Raw genomic sequence first — 15,562 nt, forward strand, 5'->3', positions numbered from 1 at the left:
CCTTACTAGGCTATTACTGGGGGGATTTCCCCAACCTTAGCAGTTCAAAAGGAGTTACTTTTGCTCAAACGCTTGTATCTCTAGCTTGCTGGGAGCGAAAAAATCTGGGCAATCAACAAAGCTTAACTTATCAGAGCCATTGAAATTTTGAATACATTAAATTTGAATGGCTTATGAGGGTGGCTTTTGCAGTTGGAGTTCCAGTGCTGGTTCAGCTTGCAAAATTATGCCTGGGTAATCCCGATTGATGACTCCTGGTGCTGATGCTGAGGATATATTCTGCCACAAAAGCCAACGACTGCCCACTGTAAGGGAAGAGAGGCTCAAGGGGTTTGGCGTCAGCCAAATTAAGGGGTAGCTCTCAGGCACGGGTGTGCTAGTGTCTTGCTGGGGGGTGGTTGCTGCGAGGGTTTCTTTGACTAGGCGATCGCCTTTGACTAAACCTGTAGATGCTGTCCATAGTTGCACCTGCATCTGTTGTTTTTGTGTATAAAAATACAACGATGCTGCGGCAATAACTGCTTGTTCAAAGTTGTCTTCTGCCCAATTAGCAGCACTGTCTAGGGCAATAATTATCTCTTGTCCACCTGTAATAATTTCTAATTCCCGCACTCGTAATTCTCCGTAGCGGGCGCTGGTACGCCAGTGAATCAGACGGGTGGGATCTCCCAAGCGGTAAGGACGGAGCGATCGCACTAGTCCTGATGTAGCTGTCTGCAAGGGTCTACCACTCGGATCGCTATTATGACTATCTTCTTGCCCCATTTGATCGACTAGGGGACAATTAGCCAGGGGTAACACGGTAGGATAGACAATAGCCATTGCATTACATTCACGCTGACGGCGACACCAGAACAATCCCAAAGGCGCACCACTACCCAATTCGACTGTTTGCCAGCGATAGATACCCCGACGCTGGGTAGGATGGTGGTATACCCAACGGTAACTACCTTGGGGGGGAATTGTTTCTATGGCTTTTTGTACTGGTTTACCCAAAACGAAGGGTAGTAAATCCTGGATTTGCAACCAACTAACAGACTGCTGTGTTTGATTGTGGATTTCTAATTCTACCGTCAGTTCATCCCCCGCTGTCACTGGCCCAATGGGAAGCCGGTTGACAGATAAATTGAAGAGCGATCGCGGTGGTAAAATGGCGGCTACACTCAACAGGGCAAAACTGACTCCACTGATGGCGTATAGCCAGCCAGCCATTGTATTAATTGCTGCACCGAAAAAACTTATAGCTATTCCTGCTAAGACCCAACCGCTGTATGCAGGGGCACACGCGTGGGTTTCTAACCAGTTGATGGTGGGTTGGATAATTTTCATACTTTCCGTTCTAGCCCAACATCAGCAAAAGTGAAAGACTTCGCTTTCATCTAGATGAAAAGGTAAAAATATGACAATTACTAGCAATTTAAAACAACTCTATGAAACTGATGAAAATTTATGGTTAGAAGAAACCATTGAATTATTAAAACAAAAACAGTTCAATCAACTTGACTTAGAAAACTTAATTGAGGAATTAATCTGTTTGGGTAAAAGAGATTTAGCTAAAGCCAAAAGTTTTTTAAGACAAATTATTATTCATCTATTATTACTTCAATATTGGCAGGGAGAATATGAAATAAATTATCGTCATTGGATTGGAGAAATTAAAACCTTTAGATATGACTTAAATAATCATTTAACCACGAATTTAGTAAATAAGTTACAGGATGATTTAGAGAATATTTATCAAAGTGCGGTTGATTTTGTGCAAGTGAAAACTGATTTAACAATTTTTCCAGAGAAATGTCCTTACACTCTTGCAAAATTATTGGATGACAATTATTTACCTTAAATGAACCGTATTGGGGTAGGGTGCTTGACAGTTCGGGGTTGAACGGTTCCTTCGCAATACTCGCATATATATCCATACATATACTTAACCCTCAAGCTTATAGCATTTCCTAATCACATGAGGTACATCAGAGCAAGCTCCTCGCTTGCTCTTAGGGGCTTGGGGTTCCTGTACCTCACTTGAGAGAGAAACGCTATAGTGACTTTATAAACAAAGCTAAAATTTTTGATATCGCTGGGAAATTTTTAATTCAAATCAGGCGTATAATATAAATATTATCTATAAAAATTCTGCCTTTGCTATGAATTCAGGTATTGAATTTAATCATCAACATTTAAAGATAAATAAAGTGGTTTTGCTGGATAAAGCACAAATATCACTTGATAGTCTACCAAGTCAAGAGCAAGAGAAAGTCATTCGTGCTATCAATAGTTTAGAAGAATTCCCTAATTGTTCACAAATTCAGATTCACCAATTGAAATCCATTTCAAATTATTTCATGGCACGTGCTGGTATATATAGGATTATTTTTGATTTTCAACCAGGGGAATTAAAAATCGTTGATATAGTTAATCACGAGCGTCTTGAAATACTATATAGCTCATTACAAGAGGCTGAAAGATGATTTATAAAGTAAACCTGAAATTTAAATACTGTTGTTCCAGTATTCTAAACCAGTCAAAATTATATCTTCTAGCCACTGCTTGAAACGTTCTATTAAATTCTCTTCTTCATCTGCGTAAGAAAACTGGAATGGAGAATCTGCTAAAGACTGAATATCACTGATATTGCGTTCACCCTGTTCAGAATCATCTCTATGGTAAGCACATGCAGTACAAACAAGTAACCCTCTGTATTCATGTCCGAGAACATGGAATGAAAGCAGAAGCGTTGTTGATGTTTCCACATTAATAACTAATTGAATCCAAGTGTGGTAGTTCCGAAGATTGGCGAAATACCCCAATTGTTTAGCCGTCTCCACCACTTGGTAGCGATGATAATATGATCGAGGGTCCTCAACACGAGCAGCAACTGTAAAAACTTCTGCATTACTTACAAAGTTCTGGACAGATAACTTGATTTCCTCAGCTACTTCTTCCAAGCGTAAGACAGCTATATCAAATAAATTTGCAGCAAAGCTTTCAGCCTTATTGCACCTCTCTTGAATAGAAGCTGATTGATTTTGTTTCAATTTATCAGCGATAGCGGAAATAATAACTTGAGTTCGTCGTGCTTCTGACAAAACTTGTTCTGATAAACCAAGGCTTCTCAGAAAAGCTTGTTTTTGGCTCTTAGCAAAGAGATTAATTAAATTGGATAGGTCGCCTTGATCTGCTTTTTCTAAGGCTGTGATGTAAACTGCTCGATCATCACGGGTAAGCACTAAAGGAAACCAACTAGCTTGGATAAAGACCAAACTCGCTAGACAACGAGCAACACGACCATTTCCGTCTTGAAATGGATGAATTTGTGTAAATCGATGGTGCAACCATGCTGATTCTATCTCAGGGGGAACTTTTTGATCGCGATGTTGATGATGTAGGGTAATCAATGAGTCCATCTCGGATGCAACTTGTTCAGGAGGACAATACTCATGAACAGTGTCATCTAGTCGCAAAGGATTGTTGGGTTGACGCTTCCAGTCACCCTTTATCAAAGAGACACGAAATATTTCTTTTGTAAGTGGATTTAACGCTTCTGTACTGTCTTGACTCTGAGTTAAGAGTTGATGTAACTGCTTTATATAAGAGGTTGATAATGTTCTTTGTCCACCGACAAAATCGAATAATCCTTCAATTGCAGCTTCTTGATCTTTAATCAGAGAAACTACCTGTTTGACTGGACGATCTGTAGCTCCATGCGGGATTAATGCTTCATTGATCCCTTGTTCAATCAACAGGCGAGTAACGCCACGATCTATGGTGTACAAACGCTCAATTATGCCAGTTTCAATCGCGATCTCTCTACGTAGTTTATCATTGAAAGTTTGAAACTCACCAGACGCACGCAGACGATCTGCTTGCTCGTTCCAAACAGTTACTAAAGGTGGTAACTCAGAACTTGCCAATTTCTGCCAGTCTGATGGTAGATCTTCTATCGGTTGCCATAGCATAAATATCTATATTTGTCATTTGTCTTTGGTAACTAAACCTCGTCCATTTTGAAACCCGGAGTAGTGCGGGCATCTTGCCCGCTACTACTGCAGCCAACTATATTTGAGTAATTTCGCCCAGAGCGTCATGAATCACCTCATCGCTAACACCATGACGTTTCAAGCTAGCTATCAGTGCTGAGACAGTATCACCCTCTAGTCGCTCAAGATCTGCTCGCAATCCTTGTCCAATATAAGCGCGAACTAAGGGCTGATAGCCAGAAAATCCCAACAATGGTGCTATTCGCTTTAAATCTTCAATCACATCTTCGGGAATGCGAATTGTGATTGTCGTCATCGGACGATTTTTATCTAATCGCTTTTTTAGTGCCTCAGCTTTCATAATATTCTCGCTCCTTGCGTGTTGCTTTACGAGCTGAAACATAATTTATAAAGTAAACCTTAAATTGTAGGGTGCGTTACTAAAATTCGTCAATCGTCTTATGCGGTTGGTGCTATATACGTCCAACAATGACTTCTAGTATTTCAAAATCAATATGACATCGCTGGGATTTACTTGAGTTTAACATTAAAAGTATTGGAAGATGCCCAGATGGTGCTGTCCGTGAGTAGTGAATATCAGAGTAGTATACCCAATCTCCTTCTTTACGCCAGCCAACTTCATCACCAAATTTTTCCTGTATTTCCTCACTATTATAAGTGGTATCAGAGCCACCACCAAGACGTTTCCAAATGCGTTTTTGAACACTAAACCCAAACCTCCCATTGCTATACTTTAACCAGAGTTTATTGATATTATTGAAATCTTTTCTGGGAAGAACTCGAATATGTTCAACACTAAAAACATTTTCAAAATAAGTTCTTCTATATAGTGAATCTTCAGGTAACTCCTTATGAGATATCACATAGATTATCTTTGCCGTTTCTAAATCAGCTTCTTGCCACTTTCTAGCTTGAAGTAATTTTTCTAGTTTCTGATAATACCCGGATACTGCTTCAGTAAAATATTTAGAAGAAGTATGACTATAAGCTGTAGCACTATTGACAACTTCTCTTGCCACTTCAGTTTCATCATTAGTTTTTGTAGTGTTAGTAGTAAAATATTTTTTCCATATAAAAAGCTTTTTTCTAACCTTGGGCTTTTTACGGGCTTCTTCTGCTAATTCAGTTGCAATTTCTGTTTTAGCGTCTTCTTCACTATAACCCTGATTTTTTAGTTCAGTTATTAACTCACGAATTTCTTGAGCAATTTCTGAAAAATCTTGATTTATGTTAATAAAATCTCCATATATCTCTATTTGATCACCATTAATATTAATATTTTCGTTGTAATTACCTTCTGTATAGATATTGCGAGGTTCATTGATATCATCGTCTATTGAGCTTTCATCTAAACTATTTTGCTTATGTCTAGCTCTTGAAATATATAAATAGAAACCTAATCCAAATATGAGTATAGCTAGTACGCCGAAAAAAATAGCAAAAATCATCTGATAATTTGCTAAAACATAGTCGATTATTTTTTTTAATAAATTAAGAATAGTTACGTATACAGCCCTAACTAAAGCTATGCTAAACAAACTGTATATTAACTTCTCTACCAACGAAAGCTGATTGATCAGAAGATAGAACTCTCTCAATATTTGCTTTATTGGAATTTTCATATTTCAACTTCTGATCAGTGCTTTATCGCCTAGGAGGAATTGACAGTTTAAAATGGCAGAGGAATACCTAATGAAGCAAACACTAATTTAATCACATCTAGTGTAGCTTCTCCTATGACAGCACTTGCAGCAGCATCACGTATAGTTTGCCCTAATTTAACAAGTTTACCTTTAGCTTTGGGGTTATTTTGAACTTCATTTGCCCAATCTTTAGCTACCTTCTGTTGAGCATCTTGGCGATTATAGCCCTGATTTTCTAGCTGACATAATAACTCTTCTATTTGTCTAGCAGCTTGAGATAAATCCTGACTTATATTTATGTAATTACCGTGTACTTGTAAATAATTACCTTCAATAGAAATAGATTTGTTAAAGTTACCATTTGCCCCTAAATATATGTTGTACGTGTTATTTCGGTCTGTGTCGCTCATAGAACTTCGTGGGATGTGGGAAACTCAGTCACTTTAGTGCTGAGAGGGAAACGACTCGGCGGTTTTAACCGCAGTCAATCTTTATTCATTACCGCCTTGGGGTTGTTTAATTTGGTGTGCTTTTGTATTGCACTTTCAATGGGACAATTACCATTTCAAATTTTGCAACCCTGTACGCATAATGTTTTGCTCCGAGGAGCCACCCTTTCGGGGTAAAGTTAGCTTCTCCTAAGAGGAGACGCTACGCGAACGACCAGTTATAAGAGCTTTTTAGGCTTGCAACACTGTTCCAGTGACCTTAGAACTGTTTAATCACAAGCGACAGAGCAGGGAACTAGCTTCGCATTCCGAGGTGTCGTGACTCAAATAACGGCTACCCTTCTCTTCTCTACGAGAGGCTGCGCCAACGAGACGCTGACGCGAACGACTACGCTCAGGGTGGTCTGGTCAGCACATCTTGCTTGATTTCTCTTACAAGCTCAGTCCCTTTAGGGCTGGGTTGCTGACATAAGAAACTCTAGATTTATTATGTTTGCGAATCAAATTTACTGACTCGCTTAAAACGGAATAATGAATTTATACTAGCTTATAATATCAGATTTAACTACTACAGTAGTACTTGATGCAAAAAGCCCGCTAATGCGGGCTTTTTAATTATGGCTTGACTTACTTACCGTTTCGCCAATTTCTTCGCCATCTTCCGCAGACGAATTGACTGGGGTGTAACTTCCACCAATTCATCAGGGCCAATGTATTCCAAAGCCCGTTCCAAGCTCATGTCTATTGGCGCTTGTAACTGAACTAGTTCATCACCACCAGCAGCGCGGTGGTTGGTTAACTGCTTGGTTTTACAAACATTCAGTTCCAAGTCTTGAGGACGATTGTGTTCTCCCACAATCATACCTCTGTAAACTTTAGTACCTGGAGTGATGAAGAATGAGCCTCTATCTTCGCAGTTTTTCATGGCGTAGAAGGTAGAAACCCCTTCTTCAAAGGAGATTAAAACGCCTTTGTTCCGGGCTTCAATATCGCCAGAAAGTTGACGATAATCTAAAAAGCTGTGGTTCATGATTCCTTCACCACGGGTCATCCGCATGAATTCACCCCGGAAACCAATCAAACCACGGGCGGGAATGACGAACTCTAGCTGGGTGCGATCGCCACTACCTGGTTGCATATCTTGCATTTCGCCTTTGCGTTGTCCTAGGCGTTCAATACAGCTACCGACGGAATCAGCAGGAACGTCTAACACCAGAAGTTCATAAGGTTCACAAGGTTGACCGTTCATTTCTCGGTAAATTACTTGTGGTTGGGATACTTGAAACTCGAAACCTTCCCGGCGCATGGTTTCGATTAAGATACCCAGGTGTAGTTCTCCACGACCACAAACTTGGAATTTATCGGGAGAATCGGTTTCTTCTACCCGCAAGGCGACGTTGGTTTCTAGTTCGCGAAATAGGCGATCGCGTACTTGTCTGGATGTCACCAATTTACCTTCTTGACCTGCAAAGGGTGAATCATTTACCCAGAAGGTCATTTGTAAGGTTGGCTCATCTACTTTAATTAGTGGTAAGGCTTGGGGTTCGTTGGGGTCTGTAATTGTTTCGCCAATATAAGCATCAGCGAAACCAGCCACGGCGACTATATAGCCGGCGGTGGCTTCTTCCATTTCTACGCGCTTTAGCCCTTCAAAGCCCATCAACTTGGTAATTTTACCCTTGACAATGCTGCCATTTTCTGTAACTAAAGCTGCTTGCTGTCCGGCGCGGATGGTACCGTTGTGAATTCTGCCAATGACAATTCGTCCCAGGTATTCAGAATAATCTAGGGTTGTGACTTGTAATTGCAGGGGCTTGTTGATGTCGCCTACTGGTGGTGGAACGTGTTGCAAAATCGCATTAAACAGAGGTTGCATGTCTACCGCTTCTGCTTCCATGCTTTCTTTGGCATAACCGCCCATCCCGGAGGCGAACAGATAGGTAAAATCACACTGGTCTTCATCTGCTCCTAATTCCAAGAACAGATCTAAAACTTTATCAACAGCAACGTGGGGGTCAGCTTTGGCGCGGTCGATTTTGTTGATGACCACGATGGGACGCAGCCCTTTTTCCAAAGCTTTTTTTAGTACAAAGCGTGTTTGGGGCATGGGGCCTTCATTAGCATCGACAATCAGAAGACATCCGTCAACCATGCCGAGTACCCGTTCTACTTCACCACCAAAATCCGCGTGTCCTGGTGTGTCAACAATATTGATCAGTGTTTCTTTGTAGCGAACGGCTGTATTTTTCGAGAGAATTGTAATTCCCCGTTCTCGTTCCAAGGCGTTGGAGTCCATGACGCAATCCGGAACGTCTTCCCCTTCTCGGAAAATGCCGGATTGTTTGAGGAGTGCATCAACCAGAGTGGTTTTGCCGTGGTCAACGTGGGCAATAATGGCGACGTTACGAATTGGGAGCGTCATAGAAACTTTTTGCGAACTCTAGAGGGATATGTAGATTTACAAGTGACACTCCTACACCAATTGCAAGCAATGTGGTGTAGGCTTCCGAGTCCTGTTAAGGATATCAGGAACTTCTTTCGTGGTACTCCATTTTTCCCACCACAGCATTTTATAGTGAGGTACGTGCCCTGCCCCACTCTTGGTCTTAAAAAAATTCCAAGTTCAAACTAGTTTCCTTGAAAATTTTACTTACAGGAGGCAGCAAAGCATACACGGTTGCATTTCCCTATAAAACCCCATATTTTCAGTTTTCTTGGCGCAGCCTCTCCCTTTGCGAGAAGGTACTATGTTAGACCAGCATTTTAGGCTTTGTCGTCACTGAATATATTCTAGCAAGAAGTGATTACCTATCTCAAGATATTGATAAAAACTCAACTGCCCTCTAATCTGTTTTACCTGGGGTAAAAAACAATTAGAGGGCGTCTCGTTTTTATCCCGTCATTCATCCCACACCAACTTCGGGTATGGTGTGGGGCTTCTGCCGGGTTAAGCTAAATGCTAGGATGCTAGGCATTTCTAACAGAATTGGGGGTGAACAGCAAATTCTGTAAAGAACCTTTAACAATTCTAGCTTAATCTACACAATTCCAGACCATTTTTTACCTGCTTCCCCAGAAGAAAATTAGGCTGGCTGGAATTTCGATTTCGCTGTGAGATATTCATGCCGTAATAACTCTAGGTTTTTGGTGGATATCGCAAATTTAATTACCCGTACCAATTGCCCCCAAGTGTAGAGTTGGCAGATATTAGCCGATTCCGAAAATTTTTGTTGGTAAAATTTGTGCCAAAAATCCGGCGCTAGCTTGGTTTGGCTTTTATGCCACCGCTTGCGCCAGCGCACAAAATCTTGTGCTGTGGGTGGTTCGACTTCTATGATTGGCGGTAAATCGGCATAACTGACGAACCTGACCAAGTTTTTGGCAATTACCAGAATGACGTTAGGCCACAGCCGAATTTCTTTGATTTGCTCGACTTTAATCTTCAGGAGTAACGCTACTGCTTCAGGCGTCACAAATCTTGCCAAAGGATGAGCTGGTTTTGATTGAGAATCTTGTGGCGATTGTGGCTGTGGTGTTGGTATCATAGTAGATGCGGAATTTCGTAGATGCGGGATTTCGTAGATTTGTCTCACAGATTCAGATTTTGTGAGACTATATGTTTACTTGGCAATCGCTTCAGTTTGCGAGACCAAAGCGATTGCTTTTAATCATAAAAATATTTTAGCTGAAATACCGGCGGATTGTCAAGCATGGGATTAGTTAGATTACGGATTCGAGAGTTTGCTGCCAAAGAGGGGTGGACTCTGAAGGAAGTCTCTGAACGCTCAGGAGTCCCGTACGGTACCATTAAAACCTATGCTGTGTCTCCAGGAATGGTAATGGCTGACCTAACTGCATTACGGAAGCTGGCGCGGACTTTTGATATTATGATTGAAGACCTATTTGATGTAATCGAAGAATAGGCGGATGATCTGAGGTTTTTAACGCAGAGGGACGACGCAGAGGCTGAGAAATTTCAACCTCTACGAATTAATGAAATCCTGTATTAAGACATTTATTTATACTGTTGATATAGACTTGCTTAGGCGCAGTTGCTCGTAATATGCCACAATTGATACAAATTTTGTGCAGTAGCGAACAATGGCTTGGGTATCAGGTTTTTGCATCGGGATATCAAGCCGCAAAATATTATGTTACTTGCTGGTAAATCAGCATCTGTCTGAAGTGATTTTGGCATAGCGTGGGAATCTTTCCAAAATCTCACTCAAAGACATGCACAGATTGTAACTGATTGTTTGCGTAAATGCTAGTAAAGCAGTAAAATTGCAGAACCTTTATTAATGAATGGGCAACTCTAGAAGTAGACTCAACAGATAATAAAGTTGTTTTTATTGCTTGTGACTATTTTTGCATAATTCTGATAGAATATCCATCTTAGTATGTCCAACAGAGAACCGTGGCTAGCCGTAAATTTATCATGGATATTTCCTGGGCTAGGGCAAATATATTCAGGAAAAAAAACTAAGGGATATTTTTTAATATTTATTTGTATTGCACTACAGATACTTGGATTTTGGCTAATAATAAATCCTACAGGAGATATTAGAATTGGCGCTTGTCTAATAGTAATTTCTATCTTTATCTGGTTTTGGAATCTTTTTGACGCTTATAGTGTTGCGCGAAGTCAAAATACTGATGAATTTGAGTTCTTACGCCAGATGAGTAAAGATCCTTGGCTAGCTATGTTGCTGACACGGTTTCTAGGAATAGGTTACTTCTACATTGGCAAGTTTTTCTTGGGCGTATTTGCCATATTCGTGATAATTGGTTCTGCCAGATTTTCACCATTACTATTACCAATTGTTTCTGGGATTTTTTCCTATATTGCATATATCTTTTCACCAGGGCATCGTCACTGGTCGAAAAATATGGCATTGCTGATTGCCATATTAATAATAATATCAGGTTTATTATCGTCTGGGTTTGTATTTTCGTTAAGAGCATACGTAATTGAATCTAGATGGATACCTTCGGGAGCAATGGAACCGACTCTACAAGGTTCTCCAAACCAAGAAAATGCAGATAAGATATTAGTTAATAAGTTCAGTTATCGGTTTGAAAATCCTAAACGCGGTGATATTATAGTATTTCTCCCTAATGAAGAACTACAAAAAGAACAATATAAAGATGCTTTTATTAAGCGAATAGTTGGATTACCTGGCGAAAAAGTACAATTAAAGAAAGGGTTGGTTTATATCGACAACCAACCCCTATCAGAGAAGAAATACCTCACCTCTAAGCAGCGAACTTTAATTGATATTTGCACAGCAGGAACTCAGCCGCCTTACTTATCAAAACCAGTCACGATACCAGCAGAATCATATTTAGTGCTAGGTGATAACCGGAACAGTAGCTACGATGGTCGTTGCTGGGGAGTGGTACCCCGAAATCTGATTATTGGTAAAGCCTACAAAAGATGGTTCCCTTTCAATCGTATAGCTTCTCTGGAATAGAACTGCGATAGCAAAGTCAACCGTCAACGTTTTGCTAATTCTGGAGTGCGTCCCTTTAAACCAATCATCAACTTGAGTGTAAATAATTTGAGTGCTGGTACTCGGCGCATAATCCATAGACCCAAGCGACGAACAATTAACAGGGGTAAGAAGTTGTTAGAAAATATCCGATCTAGCAAATCTGTGAAACCTAAAATTACTAGGTTCTCGCGTTGGCGCCAGCGTTCATAGTGTTTAAGTATCTGAATATTACCAATATCTTTACCTGCTTTGTTCGCTGTTTCTAGCACTTGTGCTAAAGCAGCTGCATCTCGAATTCCCAGATTTAAACCTTGTCCGCCGACAGGATGACAATTGTGTGCTGCATCTCCAATTAATGCTAATCGGGGGAGAACATAGCGATCACTTTGCATCAATTGTACAGGAAATATAAAGCGATCGCCTAATAATTCTAATTTACCCATCTGACTCCCATAACGCCGGGTGAGTTCTGCCAAAAATTGCTGATCATCTAACTCACATAAGGCTTTGGCTTCGGCGTGGGGTGCTGTCCACACAATTCGGCAACGGTTCTCTGGCAATGGTAAAATCGCAAAGGGTCCACTAGTCCAAAATCTTTCGTAGGCGGTGTCATTGTGGGGTTTTTCTGGTTTGACAAATGCTACAATACATGATTGCCAATATTTCCAGCCCAAGGTTTTAATTCCCGCTGCTTGGCGAATGGGCGATCGCGAGCCATCGGCGGCTACAATTAATTTGCTGCGGACTGTCCTGATATCTCCAGCTACTTTAATGTCTATGGCTGCTATATCCTGGTGGTACTGAGTATTTACCACCTCAGCCGGACAGAGATAAGTTACATTAGAACAGCTTTGGACAAACTCTTGCAAAGGCGCCAACAAAGCTTGATGTTCCGCCACATAACCCAACTCTGGGGTATTTAAATCTGTGGTTTGAAATTCCACCACTTCGGGGTAATCGGCGTCAGAAAGGCGAACATGCTTATATTTGGCAATTTGCGGTAATATTTTATCCCAAATACCAATACCCTGATAAATCAGCGCCGAAAGCATGTGAATTGCGTAGGCTTGTCCCTTGGCTACCGCTGCTGATGCTACTTTGGCCTCAATCAGCAATATACTCAAGCTAGAATCTTGTAAAGCAGCAGCCAGGGTTAAGCCCACAATTGAGCCGCCGACAATCACCAAATCATAGTCATATCCCCCCTTGTCTGTTGGTGCTGGGGGAGAGTCGAAGGTTTGCAAAAGCTGTGTTAGCGGCATTGTTAAGATAAATTACAGCGTTTTAACTATTATTGTGACGCGATCGCCTGCTCTAGAGCAAGTTAATCGCGGCCAAAATTGCAAAACCCCACTGATCACACAGAAGCACAGCAGGGCTTGTACCCCAAAAATCTAAAATCCAAAACTTGTACTGAGCGAAGTCGAAGTATCCAAAATCTAAAATTCGGAGGGTCAGTACCAATAACTTCGGGCTATGTCTTGAGTTTCTCGCTGCTGACGCACCCTACGATTGTATATTTTTTTATTTATCAGTCCCTAAGTAGGTAATTTTTTTTATTCTGAGTGTTTGTTTGTAGTTGCGCTTTAGCGCATTTTCTCTTAAGAGCGCTAAAGCGCAACTACAAACAAGCCATCAAAACTAATGATATGGAGTACTAATTAGCTGGCGACGACTTGAATATCGATTTGGGCTGTAACTTCTGAATGCAGCTTAATTTCGGCTTTGTAAGTACCAAGGTGGTTAATATCGGGAATGGTAATACCACGGCGATCCACTTCTTGATTTGTCGCTGCTTGAATTGCATCTGCAACGTCTTGGGCGGTGACAGTACCGAAAATGGCTTCGTTTTCACCGACTTGCTTGGCAATTGTCAAACTAGCAACTTTTTCCAGAGCTGCTTTTTGCTCTAAAGCTTGTTCTCTGAGGTCTAATTGGCGTTGACGCTCTTGCTCGCGACGGCGTTCTACTTGTTTGAGAATACCGGGAGTAGCATGGGTTGCCAATTTTTGGGGAATCAGGTAATTGCGAGCATAGCCGGGAGCTACTTCTACCAAGTCGCCCAATTTACCCAGCTTGGTAATATCCTGATTTAACACTAACTGCACACGTTTCGCCATCGTTTTCGTTTTTCCTGTAAAATCTGATTATCTTCGGTTTGGGCAGTATAGCTACTTTATCCCAAGCATCGTTGCCTATACCCAAAGCTTACAGATCCTAGCGAAAGGCAGGGGGCGATCGCAAGTATTAGCTGCCAGAATTATCAACGGGCGTTATTGCGGGTCTTTGAACCTACATTCCGCACCCTAGGGACTTCTATAGGACTTACGCACTGTACAAATTTGGTATGGTATGCTTTTACCAAAATACGTTGTTTCAGGCTTTGATTAATTATTACTTTGATGGTAAACAGACCCGCGTTGTAAGGGTTTAGCAATGCTAAACCCCTACGACATCTCCGGTTTTTTGGCAGCCCATATTTTGTGTTTTTTGTCAATGCGTAAGTCCTATTCTAAATAAAAAACTCCATCCCCTTGCTCCCCCTGAGCTTGCCGAAAGGCATCGGAAGGGGATAGATAAACCGCCGACTTCCTATGATATTCCTGACAGGTATATTTGACTTTTTCTATTTAGATAAACTCCAGATAATTAATCACCCATTTTTCTAATTTGGGTAAAATAAGGGCGGGGTAATCCTTCCGCGAATCGCTAAAACTTGCAAGCGAATATCGACATCATCGTATCGATAGTTACAGCTTCATAGAGAAATGGTAAAACTAACTTAAAATGGGGCAAAGATTAAAGATTTGATCAAATATGGACTATTTGTAGAGCAAACACGAGATAACTAAAGATAGTTCCATTTTTGGTGACAATTCTCTAGTTCTGCTATGACATATTCCGTCAGAATTGCCGATATGCCTCTGACTGAGCGTCCGCGTGAGCGGTTAATGGCTCATGGTCCAAAAGTTTTAGCCACAGCTGAGTTAATTGCAATTCTGCTAGGCACCGGTCAAGGGCCAGGAAAACTATCTGCGGTGGGTTTAGGGCAATATATTTTAAGCGAATTGGGCAAACACCACCGCGACCCCTTGGCAATTCTACGAGAAGCTAGCCCCGCCGAGTTAATGCAAATTCCTGGGATAGGTCCTGCAAAGGCAACTACCATCTTAGCAGCAATTGAATTGGGTAAACGCGCCTTTCAATCTCGTCCAGATGGTACAGCTATTGATAGTCCTGCAGCCGCTGCAGCCGCCCTCAGTCAAGATTTGATGTGGCAAACAAAAGAAAGATTTGCCGTGGTGCTGTTGGATGTAAAGAATCGCTTATTGGGCACCCAAGTAATTAGCATTGGCACCGCCACCGAAACCCTGGCTTCTCCCCGGGAAATTTTTCGCGAAGTCATTCGTCAAGGAGCTGCACAAGTCATAGTAGCACATAACCATCCTTCTGGTAACATCGAACCCAGTCCTGAAGATATACAATTGACGCGCCAATTGTTAGCAGGGGCAGATTTTTTAGGCGTTCCCCTGTTAGATCATCTGATTTTGGGTAATGGTAATCACCAGAGTTTGCGCGAAATTACCACCTTATGGGAAGAGCATCCCCAGGGGGATTGAAGAGGATGGGGGACTTCCCTCACCAAGATGTTCGGTGATCAGTTGACAGTCAGCAGTGGAAAATTGAAAGTAAAGTTATGCTATGAGTAACTATCAACTATTAACTATTATGAAAGCAATTGAAATCACTGCCACAATTAATGAAAGTGGACAACTTACATTAGATCAATCCCTAGGAGTGATTAAACCTCAGCGCGTTCGCGTTATCGTCTTACTTGCGGAAGATGAAGAAACTGACCCAGATGAAACACCGACAGAAATAGTTATAGAAGGCATTCGGCAAGGTTTACATGAAGCTTTAACAGGCAAAACTATACCCCTATCAGAAATGTGGGAAAATGTGGGAATGAAATAATT

At 41.3% G+C, this 15,562-nt stretch carries 15 protein-coding genes; 6 read left to right on the forward strand and 9 right to left on the reverse strand.

Annotation, left to right across the window (positions count from 1 at the left end; all coding sequences use genetic code 11):
- Positions 1-171: 171 nt before the first annotated feature.
- Positions 172-1,329 carry a DUF58 domain-containing protein gene (locus HEQ19_12340; GenBank protein WYM00189.1) on the reverse strand — a complete coding sequence of 386 codons (1,158 nt, stop codon included), beginning with the start codon at positions 1,327-1,329 and terminating at the stop codon, positions 172-174.
- Positions 1,330-1,399: 70 nt separating this feature from the next.
- Between HEQ19_12340 and HEQ19_12345 the strand changes: the two genes are divergently transcribed.
- Both HEQ19_12345 and HEQ19_12350 read left to right on the forward strand, forming a co-directional pair.
- Complete coding sequence (locus HEQ19_12345; protein ID WYM00190.1) at positions 1,400-1,843, forward strand: DUF29 domain-containing protein; 444 nt, start codon at positions 1,400-1,402, stop codon at positions 1,841-1,843.
- Between the two features lie 301 nt (positions 1,844-2,144).
- Positions 2,145-2,468: a hypothetical protein gene (locus HEQ19_12350; GenBank protein WYM00191.1), complete on the forward strand. Its 324-nt coding sequence runs from the start codon at positions 2,145-2,147 to the stop codon at positions 2,466-2,468.
- A gap of 21 nt (positions 2,469-2,489) precedes the next feature.
- On the opposite strand, the gene HEQ19_12355 is transcribed toward HEQ19_12350, so the two are convergent.
- The 6 genes from HEQ19_12355 to HEQ19_12380 form a co-directional block, all read right to left on the reverse strand.
- Positions 2,490-3,956, reverse strand: a complete 1,467-nt coding sequence (locus HEQ19_12355; GenBank protein WYM00192.1) for a Fic family protein — start codon at positions 3,954-3,956, stop codon at positions 2,490-2,492.
- A 97-nt stretch (positions 3,957-4,053) separates the two neighbouring features.
- Positions 4,054-4,338 carry a hypothetical protein gene (locus HEQ19_12360; protein ID WYM00193.1) on the reverse strand — a complete coding sequence of 95 codons (285 nt, stop codon included), beginning with the start codon at positions 4,336-4,338 and terminating at the stop codon, positions 4,054-4,056.
- Between the two features lie 112 nt (positions 4,339-4,450).
- Positions 4,451-5,620: a GUN4 domain-containing protein gene (locus tag HEQ19_12365; GenBank protein WYM03377.2), complete on the reverse strand. Its 1,170-nt coding sequence runs from the start codon at positions 5,618-5,620 to the stop codon at positions 4,451-4,453.
- A 47-nt stretch (positions 5,621-5,667) separates the two neighbouring features.
- Complete coding sequence (locus HEQ19_12370; protein WYM00194.1) at positions 5,668-6,051, reverse strand: hypothetical protein; 384 nt, start codon at positions 6,049-6,051, stop codon at positions 5,668-5,670.
- Positions 6,052-6,721: 670 nt separating this feature from the next.
- Entirely contained in the window at positions 6,722-8,512 is a 1,791-nt protein-coding gene (gene typA, locus HEQ19_12375; protein ID WYM00195.1) for a translational GTPase TypA, read from the reverse strand.
- Between the two features lie 661 nt (positions 8,513-9,173).
- On the reverse strand, positions 9,174-9,635 hold the full coding sequence (locus HEQ19_12380) for a hypothetical protein (GenBank protein ID WYM00196.1): 462 nt from the start codon (positions 9,633-9,635) through the stop codon (positions 9,174-9,176).
- 165 nt (positions 9,636-9,800) lie between these two features.
- On the opposite strand from HEQ19_12380, the gene HEQ19_12385 reads away from it, so the two are divergent.
- Positions 9,801-10,013, forward strand: a complete 213-nt coding sequence (locus tag HEQ19_12385; GenBank protein ID WYM00197.1) for a helix-turn-helix transcriptional regulator — start codon at positions 9,801-9,803, stop codon at positions 10,011-10,013.
- 966 nt (positions 10,014-10,979) lie between these two features.
- Positions 10,980-11,564 (forward strand): signal peptidase I, encoded by a 585-nt coding sequence (gene lepB, locus HEQ19_30935; protein ID WZI67233.1) that lies wholly within the window; start codon positions 10,980-10,982, stop codon positions 11,562-11,564.
- 23 nt (positions 11,565-11,587) lie between these two features.
- Here the strand turns inward: lepB and HEQ19_12395 are convergent, their stop codons facing one another.
- Positions 11,588-12,847 carry an FAD-dependent hydroxylase gene (locus tag HEQ19_12395; protein ID WYM00199.1) on the reverse strand — a complete coding sequence of 420 codons (1,260 nt, stop codon included), beginning with the start codon at positions 12,845-12,847 and terminating at the stop codon, positions 11,588-11,590.
- 399 nt (positions 12,848-13,246) lie between these two features.
- Positions 13,247-13,705, reverse strand: a complete 459-nt coding sequence (gene rplI, locus HEQ19_12400) for a 50S ribosomal protein L9 (GenBank protein WYM00200.1) — start codon at positions 13,703-13,705, stop codon at positions 13,247-13,249.
- Positions 13,706-14,476: 771 nt separating this feature from the next.
- Here rplI and radC point away from each other — a divergent pair.
- Positions 14,477-15,205, forward strand: coding sequence for a DNA repair protein RadC (radC, locus tag HEQ19_12405; GenBank protein WYM00201.1), 729 nt, complete (start codon positions 14,477-14,479; stop codon positions 15,203-15,205).
- 82 nt (positions 15,206-15,287) lie between these two features.
- The gene (locus HEQ19_12410) at positions 15,288-15,560 is read left to right on the forward strand and encodes a hypothetical protein (protein ID WYM00202.2); all 273 of its coding nucleotides are present in this window, start codon (positions 15,288-15,290) and stop codon (positions 15,558-15,560) included.
- The last annotated feature ends 2 nt before the right edge of the window (positions 15,561-15,562 follow it).

Origin of the sequence: Gloeotrichia echinulata CP02 (assembly GCA_038087035.1) — a bacterium.
In the GTDB taxonomy this organism is placed as follows: domain Bacteria; phylum Cyanobacteriota; class Cyanobacteriia; order Cyanobacteriales; family Nostocaceae; genus Gloeotrichia; species Gloeotrichia echinulata.

Bases quoted from the DNA above. Each gene is read 5' to 3' on its own strand.
- lepB (WZI67233.1), top strand. From the start codon at position 10,980: ATGGCATTGCTGATTGCCATATTAATAATAATATCAGGTTTATTATCG.
- HEQ19_12365 (WYM03377.2), bottom strand. From the start codon at position 5,620: ATGAAAATTCCAATAAAGCAAATATTGAGAGAGTTCTATCTTCTGATC.
- HEQ19_12395 (WYM00199.1), bottom strand. From the start codon at position 12,847: ATGCCGCTAACACAGCTTTTGCAAACCTTCGACTCTCCCCCAGCACCA.
- HEQ19_12360 (WYM00193.1), bottom strand. From the start codon at position 4,338: ATGAAAGCTGAGGCACTAAAAAAGCGATTAGATAAAAATCGTCCGATG.
- HEQ19_12380 (WYM00196.1), bottom strand. From the start codon at position 9,635: ATGATACCAACACCACAGCCACAATCGCCACAAGATTCTCAATCAAAA.
- HEQ19_12350 (WYM00191.1), top strand. From the start codon at position 2,145: ATGAATTCAGGTATTGAATTTAATCATCAACATTTAAAGATAAATAAA.
- HEQ19_12340 (WYM00189.1), bottom strand. From the start codon at position 1,329: ATGAAAATTATCCAACCCACCATCAACTGGTTAGAAACCCACGCGTGT.
- rplI (WYM00200.1), bottom strand. From the start codon at position 13,705: ATGGCGAAACGTGTGCAGTTAGTGTTAAATCAGGATATTACCAAGCTG.
- HEQ19_12385 (WYM00197.1), top strand. From the start codon at position 9,801: ATGGGATTAGTTAGATTACGGATTCGAGAGTTTGCTGCCAAAGAGGGG.
- HEQ19_12355 (WYM00192.1), bottom strand. From the start codon at position 3,956: ATGCTATGGCAACCGATAGAAGATCTACCATCAGACTGGCAGAAATTG.
- HEQ19_12370 (WYM00194.1), bottom strand. From the start codon at position 6,051: ATGAGCGACACAGACCGAAATAACACGTACAACATATATTTAGGGGCA.
- HEQ19_12345 (WYM00190.1), top strand. From the start codon at position 1,400: ATGACAATTACTAGCAATTTAAAACAACTCTATGAAACTGATGAAAAT.
- HEQ19_12410 (WYM00202.2), top strand. From the start codon at position 15,288: ATGAGTAACTATCAACTATTAACTATTATGAAAGCAATTGAAATCACT.
- typA (WYM00195.1), bottom strand. From the start codon at position 8,512: ATGACGCTCCCAATTCGTAACGTCGCCATTATTGCCCACGTTGACCAC.
- radC (WYM00201.1), top strand. From the start codon at position 14,477: ATGACATATTCCGTCAGAATTGCCGATATGCCTCTGACTGAGCGTCCG.